The 14469-nt window shown below is 68.0% G+C and carries 16 protein-coding genes; 5 read left to right on the top strand and 11 right to left on the bottom strand.

Annotated features, from left to right (window positions below):
• Positions 1-75: 75 nt before the first annotated feature.
• The 3 genes from ABVN73_RS05040 to ABVN73_RS05030 all read right to left on the bottom strand — a co-directional run bounded on the left by ABVN73_RS05040 (position 76) and on the right by ABVN73_RS05030 (position 2617).
• Entirely contained in the window at positions 76-1422 is a 1347-nt protein-coding gene (locus tag ABVN73_RS05040; RefSeq protein WP_353859192.1) for a multidrug effflux MFS transporter, read from the bottom strand.
• Entirely contained in the window at positions 1419-1871 is a 453-nt protein-coding gene (locus ABVN73_RS05035; protein WP_353859191.1) for a MarR family transcriptional regulator, read from the bottom strand. The genes ABVN73_RS05040 and ABVN73_RS05035 overlap by 4 nt, the downstream gene beginning before the upstream one ends.
• Positions 1872-2245: 374 nt before the next feature.
• Entirely contained in the window at positions 2246-2617 is a 372-nt protein-coding gene (locus ABVN73_RS05030; protein ID WP_353859190.1) for a hypothetical protein, read from the bottom strand.
• Between the two features lie 257 nt (positions 2618-2874).
• Between ABVN73_RS05030 and phaC the strand changes: the two genes are divergently transcribed.
• Positions 2875-4674, top strand: coding sequence for a class I poly(R)-hydroxyalkanoic acid synthase (phaC, locus tag ABVN73_RS05025; RefSeq protein WP_353859189.1), 1800 nt, complete (start codon positions 2875-2877; stop codon positions 4672-4674).
• A 189-nt stretch (positions 4675-4863) separates the two neighbouring features.
• On the opposite strand, the gene ABVN73_RS05020 is transcribed toward phaC, so the two are convergent.
• The 6 genes from ABVN73_RS05020 to ABVN73_RS04995 all read right to left on the bottom strand — a co-directional run bounded on the left by ABVN73_RS05020 (position 4864) and on the right by ABVN73_RS04995 (position 9025).
• A complete protein-coding gene (locus ABVN73_RS05020; protein WP_035673278.1) occupies positions 4864-5451 on the bottom strand; it encodes an OmpA family protein in 588 nt (195 codons plus the stop codon).
• Between the two features lie 213 nt (positions 5452-5664).
• Positions 5665-6183 (bottom strand): gamma carbonic anhydrase family protein, encoded by a 519-nt coding sequence (locus ABVN73_RS05015; RefSeq protein ID WP_353859461.1) that lies wholly within the window; start codon positions 6181-6183, stop codon positions 5665-5667.
• A gap of 35 nt (positions 6184-6218) precedes the next feature.
• The gene (argC, locus tag ABVN73_RS05010) at positions 6219-7271 is read right to left on the bottom strand and encodes an N-acetyl-gamma-glutamyl-phosphate reductase (RefSeq protein ID WP_109070211.1); all 1053 of its coding nucleotides are present in this window, start codon (positions 7269-7271) and stop codon (positions 6219-6221) included.
• Positions 7272-7406: 135 nt separating this feature from the next.
• A complete protein-coding gene (gene rpsI / locus ABVN73_RS05005; RefSeq protein ID WP_014240248.1) occupies positions 7407-7889 on the bottom strand; it encodes a 30S ribosomal protein S9 in 483 nt (160 codons plus the stop codon).
• 4 nt (positions 7890-7893) lie between these two features.
• The gene (gene rplM, locus ABVN73_RS05000; RefSeq protein ID WP_014240247.1) at positions 7894-8358 is read right to left on the bottom strand and encodes a 50S ribosomal protein L13; all 465 of its coding nucleotides are present in this window, start codon (positions 8356-8358) and stop codon (positions 7894-7896) included.
• A gap of 196 nt (positions 8359-8554) precedes the next feature.
• Positions 8555-9025 carry a PaaI family thioesterase gene (locus ABVN73_RS04995; protein ID WP_109070212.1) on the bottom strand — a complete coding sequence of 157 codons (471 nt, stop codon included), beginning with the start codon at positions 9023-9025 and terminating at the stop codon, positions 8555-8557.
• 259 nt (positions 9026-9284) lie between these two features.
• Here ABVN73_RS04995 and ABVN73_RS04990 point away from each other — a divergent pair, with 259 nt between their 5' ends.
• From ABVN73_RS04990 to ABVN73_RS04975, 4 genes are all read left to right on the top strand, one after another.
• On the top strand, positions 9285-10091 hold the full coding sequence (locus ABVN73_RS04990; protein WP_353859188.1) for an enoyl-CoA hydratase: 807 nt from the start codon (positions 9285-9287) through the stop codon (positions 10089-10091).
• Positions 10088-10606 (top strand): CoA-binding protein, encoded by a 519-nt coding sequence (locus ABVN73_RS04985; RefSeq protein WP_353859187.1) that lies wholly within the window; start codon positions 10088-10090, stop codon positions 10604-10606. Before ABVN73_RS04990 ends, ABVN73_RS04985 begins: the two co-directional genes overlap by 4 nt.
• 18 nt (positions 10607-10624) lie before the next feature.
• Positions 10625-11911, top strand: a complete 1287-nt coding sequence (locus tag ABVN73_RS04980) for an O-acetylhomoserine aminocarboxypropyltransferase (protein ID WP_353859186.1) — start codon at positions 10625-10627, stop codon at positions 11909-11911.
• A gap of 175 nt (positions 11912-12086) precedes the next feature.
• Positions 12087-12749: an SPOR domain-containing protein gene (locus tag ABVN73_RS04975; protein WP_353859185.1), complete on the top strand. Its 663-nt coding sequence runs from the start codon at positions 12087-12089 to the stop codon at positions 12747-12749.
• Positions 12750-12753: 4 nt separating this feature from the next.
• Here the strand turns inward: ABVN73_RS04975 and ABVN73_RS04970 are convergent, their stop codons facing one another.
• A complete protein-coding gene (locus ABVN73_RS04970) occupies positions 12754-13968 on the bottom strand; it encodes an MFS transporter (protein WP_353859184.1) in 1215 nt (404 codons plus the stop codon).
• Positions 13969-14089: 121 nt separating this feature from the next.
• Complete coding sequence (gene cutA / locus ABVN73_RS04965) at positions 14090-14404, bottom strand: divalent-cation tolerance protein CutA (protein WP_353859183.1); 315 nt, start codon at positions 14402-14404, stop codon at positions 14090-14092.
• Between the last annotated feature and the right edge of the window lie 65 nt (positions 14405-14469).

Raw genomic sequence — 14469 nt, 5'->3', positions numbered from 1 at the left:
TCAGAAGCGAGGTAAAATTCGCGTCCGGACGCATTCCTGCGCTGCCCAAGGCATCCCGGACGCCCAAGCCCGTCTTCAGCCTCCCTTGCGACCGGAGGCCCGGCGCTGGTGCAGTGCCTCCTCGATCTCCTCCCCGCCGGCGCCGATCAGGGCGACGGGGTCCACGGCGACCTCCAGGTCCTCCGGCCGGGCGGGCTTGGCCGGGTGGCCGCGCCGGGACGCCGGGACGCGCAGCAGCCCGTAGGACAGCAGCGACAGCAGGGCGAGGCCCGGCATGATGGCCGTCGTCGCGGTGTAGGGATCGGCGAACAGGGCGGCCACCGCGGTGCCCGCCAGCCCGCCGCCGATCTGCATGAAGCCGATCAGCGCCGAGGCCGCTCCCGCCATGCGGGGGAAGCCGGCCAGGGCGTCGCTGGTCGCCCCGGGCATGACCAGGGCGATGCCGAAGGCCCAGACCGCGGTCGGCCCCATCACGCTCGCCACGGTCGGGTCGCCGGTCAGGGGCGCCAGGGCGAAGCCGAGCCCGCCCACGGCCACGCAGGCCAGCCCGTAGGGGATCAGCCGCATCGCGTCCACCCGGCGCAGCAGCCGCCCGGCCAGCGTCGCCCCCAGCGTGTAGGAGCCGGTCTGCAGCAGCATGGCGAAGCCGAAGACGGTCGGGCTCAGCCCCACCCGCTCGATCATCACGAAGGGCAGCAGCGCCGCCATGGTGTAGAGGCCGCCCAGCGTCGTGCCGAGCACCAGCCCCGCCCGCATGAAGCGCCGGTCGGTCAGCAGGGTCCGGTAGTTGCGGATCACCGGCCCGGGCCGCGCCGCCGAACGGTCGCGCGTCCGGTTGGTCTCCGCCGTGCCCAGCGCGAAGACGGTCAGCACGGCGATGCCGTAGAGCGTCATCACCACGAAGATGGCGTGCCAGCCCACCGTGCCCAGGATCACCCCGCCGAGCGTCGGCGCCACCGCCGGCACGATGGCCAGCATCAGGCCGATCAGGTTCAGGATGCGCGCAGACCGCTGACCGGTGAATTGGTCGCGGACGATGGCGCGGGAGATGGCGATGCCCGCCGCCGCCCCGATGCCCTGCAGGGCCCGCCCGACCAGCAGCCACTCGATGCTGCCCGACAGCGCCGCCACCACGCTGCCCAGGACATAGGTGACGAAGAAGGCCAGGGCGACCGGCCGCCGACCGTAGGCGTCGGACAGCGGCCCGCAGGCGAGCTGCGAAAAGGCGAAGCCGAAGAAATAGACGGAGAGCGTCAGCTTCAGCGCCGCCGGGGTGGACTGAAACGCCTCCACCAGCATCGGCAGGGCCGGCGTGTAGAGCGCGAGGCTGAGCGGACCCAGCGTGACGATCAGCGTTCCGATGACGGCCGTCCGCGTCTCCGTCATGGCGGGCGCGTCGGCCTGGACGGGCGGGCGGCTCATTGGCCGGCCCCGCCGCGATCGTCGGCGATCATGCGGTTGCGCAGGCGGGCCAGCATGTCCTTGAGCTGCTCGATCTCCTCCGCCGAGAGGTCGGCCATGGCCGACTCACGCTCGGTGCGGAAGGCCTCCAGGACCTGGAGCGCCAGCGGCTCGGCCTGCGGGGTCGGCTGGACGATCTTGGCGCGGCGGTCCGCCGGGTCCGGCTCGCGAACCACCAGCCCGCGCGCCTCCAGACGGTCGAGGAAGCCGACCAGGGTCATCGGCTCAACCCACATGTGGGTCGCCAGCACCGTCTGGCGCGAGCCGGGGTGGCGGCAGACATAAACCAGTGCCCGCGCCTCCCCCGCCGTGAGGCCGAGCCGGGCGTCGTCCAGGGCACGGTCGAACCGCGCGCGCAGAAGCCGCGCGCAGTCGATCAGGATCATTCCGAAGGGGGATTCATCAAGCATCCCTTATTGTAAGGGCGCCTTATAATTTCCGGCAACCACGGGCGGCGCAGGGCGGTCATGCCGCGACGCCATGGCCGCGCGCCATGGCCGGCAGGCCGGGGAGCCCTCCCAACCTGAAGCGAAGCCGACGCGCCAAATAGTCGCAGTTTGAAAATCTGTTGCGGACCCGCCGCCGCAAGACGTAGTTTTTCCACCTTGGCAGCAGCAATGGGTGCTCCGTGGTCCGCGCCACCGCCTTCGTAACTGCGCATCGACCGGGCCAAGACCGGCGCGTCCCTTTCCTTCCATGGGACGCCATCAAAGGCCGAAGGACGCTCCGCATAGGTATACTTACGGATTACTGGCGGCGCCCGCCCTTTGCTACACCCCGGCCCTCAATTGGGCTTTCCGGCGGCGGGCTTCCCGGCGCTTGGCTGTCCAGGCGTGATGTCCGGCGGCGGGGGAACGTCCATGGGGGTCGGCAGCATGGTCTTGGCGGCGGCGCGGTCCTGGGCCAGACGGTCCAGATCCTGCTGGCGCTGCGCCTCCGTCCGCAGGTCGGTGGGGCGCGGCGGGACGGTGCCGAGGTTGGGGTATTCCCGGTTCGCGCCGGACATGCCGCGCACCGGCGATTCCTGGCTGGGCACGTCGCGACCGGTCACGGCGCCGACCAGCCCCGTGTCGAGCACGCGGTCGCTGCAGGCCGGCAGGGCGAAAACAACCAGGACGGACAGGGCCGGCCCCAGGCGGCCTGCCTTCGCAACCAAGCCGCGTCGGATACCCGTTTCCATTCTGCGAACCCCACATCCGAACCCATCCAGCCGCTTGAACGGTGGTGGGCGAAATGAAATCTTCATACGAGAGGTGTATGACGGACCCCGGCTCGAACGGACATGGCATAACCAGGTCGCGATGCCAGGACCGGACCGCACTCCGACCGAACAGACTTCCGGCAGGCACTGTATAAACCGCACAACGTCCCTCCTGAAGCCTAAAACTCGCCTAAAGAAGAAGGACCGCACCAATGGCCGAAAACCAGGCCCCTGACGTCAAGCTTCCCGACCCGGTGGAGATGTCGCGGGCGATGACCCGCATCGCCGAGCAGAGCCAGCGGCTGGTCACCGAATTCCTGTCCCGTCAGGCCTCGGACGGCGTCGGCGCGAAGAACCCCGACCCGATGGGCGTCGGCCATGCGTTCCTGGAAATGACCACGCGCATGATGGCCGACCCGGCCAAGCTGATGAAGGCGCAGATGACGCTGTGGCAGGACTACCTGACCCTGTGGCAGCGCACCACCCAGCGCTTCTTCGGCCAGGAGGCCCAGCCGGTCATCGCCCCGGCGAAGGACGACCGCCGCTTCAAGGATTCGGCCTGGGACGAGAACACCCTGTTCGACTTCATCAAGCAGTCCTACCTGCTGTCGGCGCGGTGGATGCAGTCCACGGTCAACGGGGTGGACGGCCTGGACGACCACACGGCCAAGAAGGTCGACTTCTACACCCGCCAGTTCGTCGACGCGATGGCGCCCTCCAACTTCGTCATGACGAACCCGGAGGTGCTGCGCACGACCATCGAGACGGGCGGCGAGAACCTCGTGAAGGGGTTGGAGCACCTTCTGAAGGACCTGGAGCGCGGCAAGGGCGAGCTGCGCATCTCCATGACCGATTACGACGCCTTCCAGGTCGGCAAGAACATCGCCGTGACCCCGGGCAAGGTCGTCTTCCAGACCGACCTGATGCAGCTGATCCAGTACACCCCGACCACGCCGGAGGTGAACAAGCGGCCGCTGATGATCGTGCCGCCCTGGATCAACAAGTATTACATCCTGGATCTGCGCGAGAAGAACAGCTTCATCAAGTGGGCGGTGGACCAGGGCCACAGCGTCTTCGTCCTGTCCTGGGTGAACCCGGATGAGAAGCTGGCCCAGAAGGGCTTCGAGGACTACATGTTCGAGGGCGTCCTGGCCGCTCTGGACGCCATCGAGAAGGTGACCGGCGAGAAGGACGTGAACGCCATCGGCTACTGCCTGGGCGGCACGCTGCTGGCCTCCACCCTGTCCTACATGGCCGCCAAGAAGGACGACCGCATCAAGTCGGCCACCTTCTTCACCACCATGCTGGACTTCACCGAAGCCGGCGAGCTGTCGGTCTTCATCGACGAGGAGCAGCTCACCATGATCGAGAGCCAGATGGCCCAGCAGGGCTACCTGGACGGCTCGAAGATGGCGACCACCTTCAACATGCTGCGCGCCAACGACCTGATCTGGTCGTTCGTGGTGAACAACTACCTGCTCGGCAAGGACCCGTTCCCGTTCGACCTGCTCTACTGGAACAGCGATTCGACCCGCATGCCGGCGGCGATGCACAGCTTCTATCTGCGCAACATGTACCAGAAGAACCTTCTGGCGCAGCCGGGCGGGGTGTCGCTGGGCGGCGTGCCGATCGACCTGCGCAACGTCAAGACCCCGTCCTTCTTCCTGTCGGCCCGCGAAGACCACATCGCGCCGTGGAAGTCCACCTACATGGGCGCCCACCTGTTCTCCGGCCCGGTGAAGTTCGTGCTGGCGGCCTCCGGCCACATCGCCGGCGTGGTGAACCCGCCGGCCGCCGGCAAGTACTGCTACTGGACCAACGCCAAGCTGCCGAAGGCGTCCGACGACTGGCTGGCCTCGTCGGAGCAGACCCCCGGCTCCTGGTGGCCGGAGTGGAACAACTGGGTCTCCACCTTCTCCAACGGCAAGGTCCCGGCGCGCGACCCGGCCAAGGGCGGCCTGCCCGTCCTGGAGGACGCGCCCGGCTCCTACGCCAAGGTGCGCATCGTCTGACCTTCCGGCTCTGATACCAGGGTCTGATGTCCCGCGTCCGGGAGCGGTCCGCCGCTCTCCGGATGTCCGGACCGAAAGGGACGGCTGAAAAGAAAAGGCCCCGGACCATTGGTCCGGGGCCTTTTCCTTGGTCGGCGAAAGCCCCGGACCGAGGTCCGGGGCTCCGTGTCCCGAAAGGGAACCTGCGCCTTACGACGACGGGGCGTTCGCACCGCGCGGCAGGATCTGCGCACGACGGTTGGACGGCTCGCGGACGTTCGGGCCGGTCTGCACCAGGAGCTGGCTCTCGCCCTTGCCCTCGGTGGTGATGGCGCCGGCGGCGATGCCCTTGGAGACGAGGGCCTGCTTCACCGCCTCGGCGCGACGCACCGACAGACGCTGGTTGTAGGCCGGCGAACCCGAGGTGTCGGTGTGGCCGACGACATGGACGCGGGCGTTGGCGCCCTTGCCGATGGCGGCGGCCGCATCGCCGATCACGCGATCGGCGGCCGGGGTGACGTTGGCCTTATCCCAGTCGAAGAACACGAGGTATTCGGTCTGGGCGCGGGCGGCCGGGGCCGGGGCAACCGCCGGAGCGGCGGCCGGCGGGCACTTGTAGCTGCCCTGGTGGGTGGCGTAGCCGCCATCCGCCGTGCGGACCGGGGTGTCGTTCCAGCCGATGACCGGGTTGCACCACTCGGCGGTGTCGGCGCTCTGGGCCTGAGCCCCGGCGGTCAGGCCGAAAGCGACGACGGCGGCCGGCACGACGGCCATGGTAGCGCGGAAGAAGCTGTTCATTTCTCCACTCCCTTAGAGACACACTCCCTACCGCTTGGTTCGCGGAGGACGAATCGCACAAACGATAGGACTTATCGCGTGCATGTAACGTGACAAAACGCGAAACATGTGGGGTTTGTCCACGTACAAACATACCCTTCGGAAGTCCTACACGTTTCGTGCCGGTGTCACTGTTGCTAGTATGCCACAGTGCTGCGACGCACTAAAGAGGTATTAGCCCTCTCTGTAGATTTGAGCAAGCCGCACGTAGTTCCGGACGTTTACCGGGAAGAAAGATGTGTCCTTTTCCGTAAGTGCACGCATGGGTCTTGCGGGACTTCCGGCCCAAAGTTGCCCCGCGGCCACACGCTTGCCGGGGGTCACCAAGGCCCCGGCGGCCACCATGGCCCCCGACTCGACGTAGGCGCCGTCCATGACGCAGGCCTGCATGCCGATGAAGCAGCCACTCTCCAGCGTGCAGGCGTGCAACAGGGCCATGTGGCCGATCGACACGTCGTCTCCGATGTAGGTCCCCTGCCCCGCCGAAGCGACGTGGATGACGGTACCGTCCTGGATGTTGGTCCGGGCACCGATTCGGATCTCGTTCACGTCGCCGCGGATCGTGCAACCGAACCAGACGCTGCTGCCCGGCCCGATCTCCACGTCGCCGATGACCGAGGCCGTCGGCGCCACATAGACGCTGGGGTCGATCTTCGGATGCGTGCCCTGGAAGGGCAATATCAGGCCGGACATCGCAGGCAGTTTTTCCTCAGGCTGTTTCTCTTCGGTCACGGGAACAGCGGGGCCTGCTCCAGGCCGGTCGTCTCGCCCAGGCCGAACATGACGTTCATGTTCTGGATGGCCTGGCCGGAGGCGCCCTTCACCAGATTGTCGATGACCGAGACGATGATGGCGCCGCGCGGGGTGCGGTCGGGGAAGACGCCGATCAGCGCCTGGTTGGAGGCGCGGACGTGGCGGGTCGCCGGGGCGATGCCCGCCGCCGTGACGTTCACGAAGGGCTCCGATTCGTAGCGCGCCGTCAGGGTGGCGCGCAGGTCGTCGGCGGTGACCCCGTCGGCCATGCGGACGTAGATCGTTGCCATCATGCCGCGGTTCATCGGGACGAGGTGCGGGGTGAAGCTGACCGTCACCGGGCGCCCGGCGGCCAGCCGCAGCTCCTGCTCGATCTCCGGCATGTGGCGGTGATGGCCGACGCCGTAGGCGTTGAAGCCCTCCGACACCTCGGTGAAGAGGTTCTGCTGCTTGGCGTCGCGCCCGGCGCCGGAGACGCCCGACTTGGCGTCGATGACGATGCCGCCCGGCTCGATCATCTCGTCCATCAGCAGCGGCAGCAGGGCCAGCAGCGAGCAGGTGGGGTAGCAGCCGGGGTTGGCGACCACGCGCGCCTTGCGCACGCCCTGACGGTTGAACTCGGTCAGGCCGTAGGCGACCTCCTTCTGGAGGTCAACGGCGCGGTGTTCATGCCCGTACCAGGTGGCGTATTCGGCGGGATCGGACAGGCGGAAATCGGCGGACAGGTCCACCACCTTGATGTGGCGCGGCAGGCCGGCGATGACCTCCTGCGTCGTGCCGTGCGGCAGGGCGCAGAAGACGGCGTCCAGCTTGTCCCAGGCGACCTCCTCGATCTTCACGAGGCCGGGCAGGTTGAACTGGCCCAGATGCGGGAACACCTCCGCCATGGGCTTCCCCGCCTGTCGCTCGGCCGTCAGCGCGCAGATCTCCACGCCGGGATGGCGGAGAAGCATGCGCACCAGCTCGGCGCCGGTGTAACCGGACGCACCGAGAATGCCGACGCGGATGGGGGAAGTGCTGTTGGCCATGGACGCTGTTCCTTTTGACGCACGGGGATGGGCACGGAACGGTGAAGACGAGTGAAACAGACCTGAAACAAGAAAGAGGCGCCCCGTCGGGACGCCCCTCGCTTGTACAGCAGTAACGCGGGTCCGCGGTAGGCTTTAGCGCTTCGAGAACTGGAAGCTGCGGCGGGCCTTGGCCTTGCCGTACTTCTTACGCTCGACGACGCGGGCGTCGCGGGTCAGGAAGCCGGCGGCCTTCAGCGGCGGACGGAGCGCCGGCTCGAAGTAGGTCAGCGCCTTGGAGATGCCGTGACGGACCGCGCCGGCCTGGCCGGACAGACCACCGCCGGCCACCGTGACCATCACGTCGAACTGGTCGGCGCGGTCGGTGATGCCGAACGGCTGGGCAATCATCATGCGCAGCACGGGGCGGGCGAAGTAGACTTCCTGGTCGCGGCCGTTGATGACGATCTTGCCGGAGCCCGGCTTGATCCACACGCGGGCGACGGCGTCCTTGCGCTTGCCGGTGGCGTAGGCGCGGCCCTGGGCGTCCAGCTTCGGGGCGACCACTTCGGCGGAGGCGGCGGCCGGAGCGGCAGCGATGTCCTTCAGGCCGGAAAGGGTGGTGGTAACCTGAGCCATTGGATTACGCGCTCCGCTTATTCTTCGGGTTCATGGCCGCAACGTCGAGAGCGACCGGCTGCTGCGCCTCGTGCGGGTGGGCGGCGCCCTTGTAGACCTTCAGGTGGGTCATCACCTTGCGGCCGAGCGGACCGCGCGGAACCATGCGCTCCACGGCCTTCTCGATCACGCGCTCCGGGTACTTGCCGTCCAGGATCTGGCCCTTGGAACGGCCCTTGATGCCGCCCGGATAACCGGTGTGCCAGTAGAAGATGTCGTCCTGGCGCTTGTTGCCGGTCAGCTTGACCTTCTCCGCGTTGATCACGACGACATGGTCGCCGCAATCCATGTGCGGGGTGAAGGTCGGCTTGTTCTTGCCGCGCAGGATGTTCGCCAGGATGCTGGCAAGCCGGCCGAGAACGAGGCCGTCGGCATCGACGACGTACCACTTCTTCTCGATGTCGGTCGGCTTCAGATTGAAGGTCTTCATCGCCACACTCGTTGACTAAACGTGGATCGGCGGGCCACCGAAACTGGACGTTCAATCCCCGGGGCGCCGAAGCGGCCGGTGTTGTACGCAGCGCACGGGGACTCTGTCAACGGAAAAATATTCGTTTTGTATCAACGATCTAGGATCGCGGTATCATTTTACCGTGAAAGCAAAGCCGTTGATATCATTGATGTTTTCAGGCACTCTCCGGATCGTGGTATCCGGATACCGCTAGCGTCACCGGGTCGTGCGGCGGAATCGAATAGGTGCCGGTGGCGTGGGCGACGGGCTCCGGATCGCCCTCGGAGAACAGCAGGACCTCGCCGTAGGCCAGCCGCTTGCCCATCTTCAGGATCCGGCAGTCGGCGGTGATGGCAACCGGCGCCGGGCGGCGCAGGAAGTTGATGGTCATGCTGGTGGTCACCGCCAGTTCCACCCGCCCGATCAGGCTGAGGACGGCGGCATAGAGCGCCACGTCGGCCAGTCCGAACATCGCCGGCCCGGTCACCGTGCCGCCGGGACGGACGAAGCTGTCGTTGTAGGGCAGCTTCATGCGCACGGTCCCGGCGCCGAGCTGCTCGATGGTGATCCCGTAATTGCCGACGAGCGGCACACCCTCGCGAATCAGGGCTTCCAGTTCCTCGGCGGACACGACCGGCGCGCTCATTCCCTCACCCATGGCTTTTCTTATGGATGCGCAATCATGGCGGACATCGTCCGGCCCGCCAAGCGCATCTCGGCGGCGGATATTTCACACCATCTTATCGAGCGACCGAATCAAAAATCTACAAGCCAAATAAACAAATAGGTTGAGTTGTCCGCCTTGCCGCCGTTAGATGAACGCACCACACGCCCGGTTCCGTGGCGGGGGCGGTCGGGGTACTGTTCCCGCCAACGATCAAAACATCCGGGAGGATTGGACAGCGATGAAGGACACCCCACCCTCGATCGGCGCCGAGGCGCCGCTGGTTCTCCGCGAGGACCGTGACGGAGTCGCCACCCTGACGCTGAACCGCCCGCAGGCGCGCAACGCCCTGTCCGTCGGACTGATGGGCGCGCTGCAAGCCCAGCTGGACGCCATCCACGAGGATTCCTCGGTCCGCGCCGTGGTGCTGGCCGGGGCCGGGCCGGCCTTCTGCGCCGGGCACGACCTGAAGGAGATGCGCGCCAATCCGGACCGCGCGGCCTATGAATCGCTGTTCGTCCAGTGCTCCAAACTGATGCTGACGGTCAGCCGCCTCCGCCAGCCGGTGATCGCCAAGGTCCACGGCATCGCCACGGCGGCGGGGTGCCAGCTCGTCGCCACCTGCGACCTCGCCTATTGCGCCGACACGGCGCGATTCGCCACGCCGGGCGTGAACATCGGCCTGTTCTGCTCGACCCCCATGGTGGCGCTGAGCCGCGCCGTGGGGCGCAAGGCGGCCATGGAGATGCTGCTGCTCGGCGACCTGATCGGCGCCGACGAGGCGGCGCGCATCGGTCTCGTTAACCGCTCGGTGCCCGGCGACCGGCTCGACGCCGTGGTGGCGGAGGCCGCGGGCAAGATCGCCGCGAAGTCGCCGCTGACGCTCGCCATCGGCAAGGAGGCCTTTTACCGCCAGGTCGAATTGGACGTGGAGGAGGCCTACGCCTACGCCGCCCGCGTGATGACCGAGAACATGCTGGCCCGCGACGCCGAGGAGGGCATCGATGCCTTCCTGCAGAAGCGCCCGGCGGTGTGGTGCGGCCAATGAGCGGCCCCGCCCCCTCGCACGACGGCTACAGCGACGACTTCATCCGCCAGGTCTTGGACCGGGTGAAGACCATCGCCCTGGTCGGCGCGTCGAACGACCCGGTGAAGGCCAGCTTCATCGTGCTGAAGTATCTGCGCGACAAGGGCTACCGCGTCATCCCCGTCAACCCGAAGCTGGCCGGCCAGACCATCCTCGGCGAGCGGGTCTACGCCAGCCTGTCCGAGCTGCCGGAGCCGCCGGACATGGTGGACGTCTTCCGCAACGCCACCGCCGCCGCAGGCGTCACGGACGAGGCCATCGCCATCGGCGCCAAGGTGGTGTGGATGCAGCTCGGCGTGCGCAACGACGAGGCGGCGGCGCGGGCCGAGGCGGCGGGGCTGACCGTGGTCATGAACCGCTGCCCCAAGATCGAGCTTCAGCGCCTGTTCCACGAGATCGGGCGCATCGGCGTCAATTCCAACATCCTGACGTCCAAGAAGGCCGCACCGGCCAAATCCTTCAAAAAACTGATGTAAAAAGCAGAGGAAGCCATCATGAGCGAGCAGAAGTCCTTCGGTTTCGAGACCCGCGCCATCCACGCCGGCGCCGCCCCCGACCCCGCCACCGGGGCGCGCCAGACGCCGATCTACCAGACCACCAGCTTCGTCTTCGACGACGTGGACGACGCGGCCTCGCTGTTCAACCTCCAGAAGGTCGGCTTCATCTACTCCCGCCTGACCAACCCGACCGTGTCGGTGCTGGAGGAGCGGCTCGCCAACCTGGAAGGCGGCGCGGGGGCCACGGCCACCTCCTCCGGGCACGCCGCGCAGCTGCTCGCCCTGTTCCCGCTGATGGAGCCGGGCGACGAGATCGTCGCCTCGCGCAAGCTCTACGGCGGCACGCTCAACCAGCTCGGCACCAGCTTCCCGCGCGCCTTCGGCTGGAAGTCCATCTTCGTGGACACCGACCAGCCGGAGAACGTCCGCGCCGCCATCACCGCGAAGACCAAGGCCATCTTCGTGGAAAGCCTCGCCAACCCCGGCGGCGTGGTCACCGACCTTGAGGCCATCGCCAGGATCGCCGACGAGGCCGGCATTCCGCTGATCGTCGACAACACGCTGGCGACCCCGTACCTGATCAACCCGATCCAGTGGGGCGCCACGCTGGTCGTGCATTCGACCACGAAGTTCCTGTCCGGCAACGGCACCTCGGTCGGCGGCGTGGTCATCGACAGCGGCACCTTCGACTGGGGCAAGTCGGGCAAGTTCCCCGCCCTGTCGGAGCCGGACGCCGGCTATCACGGGCTGAAGTTCCAGGAGACCTTCGGGCATCTGGCCTTCACCATCCACGGCCACGCCGTCGGTCTCCGTGACCTCGGGCCGAGCCAGGCGCCGCTGAACGCCTTCCTGACGCTGAACGGCATCGAGACGCTGCCGCTGCGCATGCAGCGCCACAGCGACAGCGCGCTGAAGGTCGCGCAGTTCCTGGAGAGCCACCCGGCGGTGGGCTGGGTCAGCTACGCCGGGCTGGAGTCCTCCAAGTACAACGCGCTGGCCAAGAAGTACCTGCCCAAGGGGGCCGGCGCCGTGCTGACCTTCGGCGTCAAGGGCGGCTTTGACGCCGGTGTGAAGGTGGTGGAGAACGTCCAGCTCCTCAGCCACCTCGCCAACATCGGCGACAGCCGGTCGCTGATCATCCACCCCTCCTCGACCACGCACCGCCAGCTCTCGCCGGAGGCCCAGGCCCAGGCGGGCGCCGGTCCGGACGTGCTGCGCCTGTCCATCGGGCTGGAGAGCGTGGAGGACATCATCGCCGACCTCGACCGCGCGCTGTCCGCCTGACGCCGGCGTCCCTCCGTCCGCCGCCGCGCAAGGCTTGGCGGGCGGAGGGACACCACGCAAGAGGTAGGCATGGCGCGAACGGATGAGCGCTGGCCGTTCCATTGACCTCCGCTGGTCATAGCACCGACCCTGACACAGGATGGGTGGGGACGCGAACAGGGCGGGGAAACGGGGCATGAGCGGACGGCTCAGGCGGGGAGTGGCGGCGGCCGCGCTGGTGGGGTTGGGCGGCTGCGCGGGGGCGCCGGTGGCGATGACCGCCGCGTCCTTCGCGGTGGACGGGATGCTGTATGTCGGCACCAGCAAGAGCAGCACCGACCACATGCTGTCGGCCATGCTGCAGCAGGATTGCGCGACCTTCCGCGTTCTGACCTGGGGCTATGTCTGCAAGCCGGTGATCGTGCCGGTGGCCCGCAGCGCCGAGAGCGTGCCGGTGCCCCTTCCGGAAACCGATGCGCCGCCGCTCCCCGCCCCGCCACCGCCGGCGCCGCTTCCCGTGACGGCGGAGGTGGAGATCGCCGCTCTGCCGCCGATGCCGCGCCCCGCCGAACGGCGCTTCCTTGTGGTGGCGGGCAGCTTTTCCAAGCGTGGACAGGCGGAGGCGCAGCGCGCGCGGATCGGCCATCCGGAGGCCGGCATCGTGGCGGCCGACGTGCATGGCCGCCGCATCCACCGCCTCGTCCTGCCGCCGGAGGATCGCCCGACCGCCCTGCGCCGTCTGGCCGAGATCCGCGCCGCCGGGGTCGGCGACGCCTGGCTTCTCACCTGGACGGGACGCACGGTGGTGGCCGACCTGCCCGGCGACGCGCCCTACCCCGGCCCGCCGGGCCGGATGTGAACCGTTACTCCGCCGCCGCCATCGGGGCCGCGGCGGGCTTGGCCGGAACGTCGCGGTCGCGCGGCAGCAGAAGCGCCGCCGCGAAGGCGACAAGCGCCAGCACCGACAGCGTGACGTAGAGCATGACGAACTCGCCCGTCCGCTCATAGACCAGCGCGACGAGCTGCACGGCCAGCGGGCCGGCGCCGAAGGACAGGATGAACTTGGCGCCATAGGCCAACCCGCGGTGCTTCTCCGGCGTGTAGCGGGCGAGCAGAAGATTCTCCGCCGGGATCTGCACCTGCGAGGCGACGACGACCAGCGCCGCGGCACCGACCAGCGGCAGATCGGCCAGGACCGCCACCGCCGCCATCATCGGCACCTGGACCAGCAGGCACAGGGTGTAGATGCGCTTCAGCGGGTACTTGTCCGCCAGATGCCCGCCGATGAGCTGCGGCAGGGCGGCGAACAGATAGACCGCCGTCACCACGCCGCCGACGCCCAGCGTGCTGCCGCCCAGCAGATCGCTCAGCCGCGCCTCGAACAGCTTGGGCAGCACCACCTGCATGGCGTTGAACATCAGCCCGGCGCAGACCATCGTCACCGACAGCACGAAGAAGGCGCGGATGACGTCGCCGCGCGACGCCTTGGGGATCGGCTTCACGTCGCCCTGGCGATCCTCGACCTTGCCCAGCGCGATCAGCAGGGCCAGCACGACGCCCAGCCCCAGACAGACCGCCCCCGGGATCAGGAAGGCGGAGCGCCAGCCCAGCCATTCCGTCAGGCCGCCGGCCACCACCGCCGCCGAGGCGATGCCGATGGTGCCGAAAATGCCCTGGTAGCCCAGCGCCTTGCCGCGGTTGGTGGCGTTCTTGACCATCCAGGCCATGCCCACCGGGTGGTAGATGGAGGAGCCGAGCCCGAGCACCGCCAGCGCCCACAGCAACGCTTCCGGGCCGTCCGTCAGGCCGCAGGCGATGGTCCCCGCCCCGGTCAGCAGGAAGAAGACCGCCATCATCCGGCATTCGCTCCAACGGTCGCCCAGCCATCCGGCCAGCGGCGCGCCGACGCCGATCATCAGCGCGCCCAGCGTCCACAGCCGGATCAGCTCGTCATAGGGCAGCTTCCATTCCCGTTCCAGCGCCAGGACGACGGTCAGGAACAGGGCCGACACGATGTGCATCAGCGCGTGGCCGATCCAGGAAAAGCCGATCGACAGCCGCGCCGATGTGTCGGTCATGGAAATTCTCCGCATCCGGATGATTTGCGATTGAAAGCAACCCTTGCGAAACTGGCACGCGGGTCGGAGAGGGTCCAATGCGCCGCCGACATGGCGGGCATGCGGCGATCCGGACCGGGAGTCAGGCGGTCGCGTCGCGCAGCCAGTCCAGATAGCCGGGGTTGCCGCGCCCCACCGTCAGCTCCACCACGCAAGGGACCTCGTAGCTGTGCAACTCCCGCACCCGCGCGGCCAGCGGCTCGAACAGCTCCGCCCGCGTCTTGGCGATCAGCACCGTCTCCCCGGCTTCCTCGATGGCGTCCTGCCAGCGGTAGATGGAGGTCATGCCATCGAAAATGTTGGCGCAGGCGGCCAGCCGTTCCTCGACCAGCGCGCGGCCGATGCGCCGGGCCTCGTCCCGCGATCCGGCGGTGATGTAGGCGAAGACGAATTCCATGACCGAACCCTTTCGATGTAGAGTGCCCGAATCTTGCCACAGGCCGCCAGGGCGCAACAGCCGGG

This window comes from Azospirillum formosense (genome assembly GCF_040500525.1).
GTDB lineage: Bacteria > Pseudomonadota > Alphaproteobacteria > Azospirillales > Azospirillaceae > Azospirillum > Azospirillum formosense_A.
This window is presented reverse-complemented; position numbering and strand designations above follow the sequence as displayed.

Excerpts from the sequence above, each read along its gene's own strand:
- ABVN73_RS05040 (WP_353859192.1), bottom strand. The coding sequence starts at position 1,422 with ATGAGCCGCCCGCCCGTCCAGGCCGACGCGCCCGCCATGACGGAGACG.
- ABVN73_RS05035 (WP_353859191.1), bottom strand. The coding sequence starts at position 1,871 with ATGCTTGATGAATCCCCCTTCGGAATGATCCTGATCGACTGCGCGCGG.
- phaC (WP_353859189.1), top strand. The coding sequence starts at position 2,875 with ATGGCCGAAAACCAGGCCCCTGACGTCAAGCTTCCCGACCCGGTGGAG.
- ABVN73_RS05020 (WP_035673278.1), bottom strand. The coding sequence starts at position 5,451 with ATGAACAGCTTCTTCCGCGCTACCATGGCCGTCGTGCCGGCCGCCGTC.
- ABVN73_RS05015 (WP_353859461.1), bottom strand. The coding sequence starts at position 6,183 with ATGTCCGGCCTGATATTGCCCTTCCAGGGCACGCATCCGAAGATCGAC.
- argC (WP_109070211.1), bottom strand. The coding sequence starts at position 7,271 with ATGGCCAACAGCACTTCCCCCATCCGCGTCGGCATTCTCGGTGCGTCC.
- rpsI (WP_014240248.1), bottom strand. The coding sequence starts at position 7,889 with ATGGCTCAGGTTACCACCACCCTTTCCGGCCTGAAGGACATCGCTGCC.
- rplM (WP_014240247.1), bottom strand. The coding sequence starts at position 8,358 with ATGAAGACCTTCAATCTGAAGCCGACCGACATCGAGAAGAAGTGGTAC.
- ABVN73_RS04995 (WP_109070212.1), bottom strand. The coding sequence starts at position 9,025 with ATGAGCGCGCCGGTCGTGTCCGCCGAGGAACTGGAAGCCCTGATTCGC.
- ABVN73_RS04990 (WP_353859188.1), top strand. The coding sequence starts at position 9,285 with ATGAAGGACACCCCACCCTCGATCGGCGCCGAGGCGCCGCTGGTTCTC.
- ABVN73_RS04985 (WP_353859187.1), top strand. The coding sequence starts at position 10,088 with ATGAGCGGCCCCGCCCCCTCGCACGACGGCTACAGCGACGACTTCATC.
- ABVN73_RS04980 (WP_353859186.1), top strand. The coding sequence starts at position 10,625 with ATGAGCGAGCAGAAGTCCTTCGGTTTCGAGACCCGCGCCATCCACGCC.
- ABVN73_RS04975 (WP_353859185.1), top strand. The coding sequence starts at position 12,087 with ATGAGCGGACGGCTCAGGCGGGGAGTGGCGGCGGCCGCGCTGGTGGGG.
- ABVN73_RS04970 (WP_353859184.1), bottom strand. The coding sequence starts at position 13,968 with ATGACCGACACATCGGCGCGGCTGTCGATCGGCTTTTCCTGGATCGGC.
- cutA (WP_353859183.1), bottom strand. The coding sequence starts at position 14,404 with ATGGAATTCGTCTTCGCCTACATCACCGCCGGATCGCGGGACGAGGCC.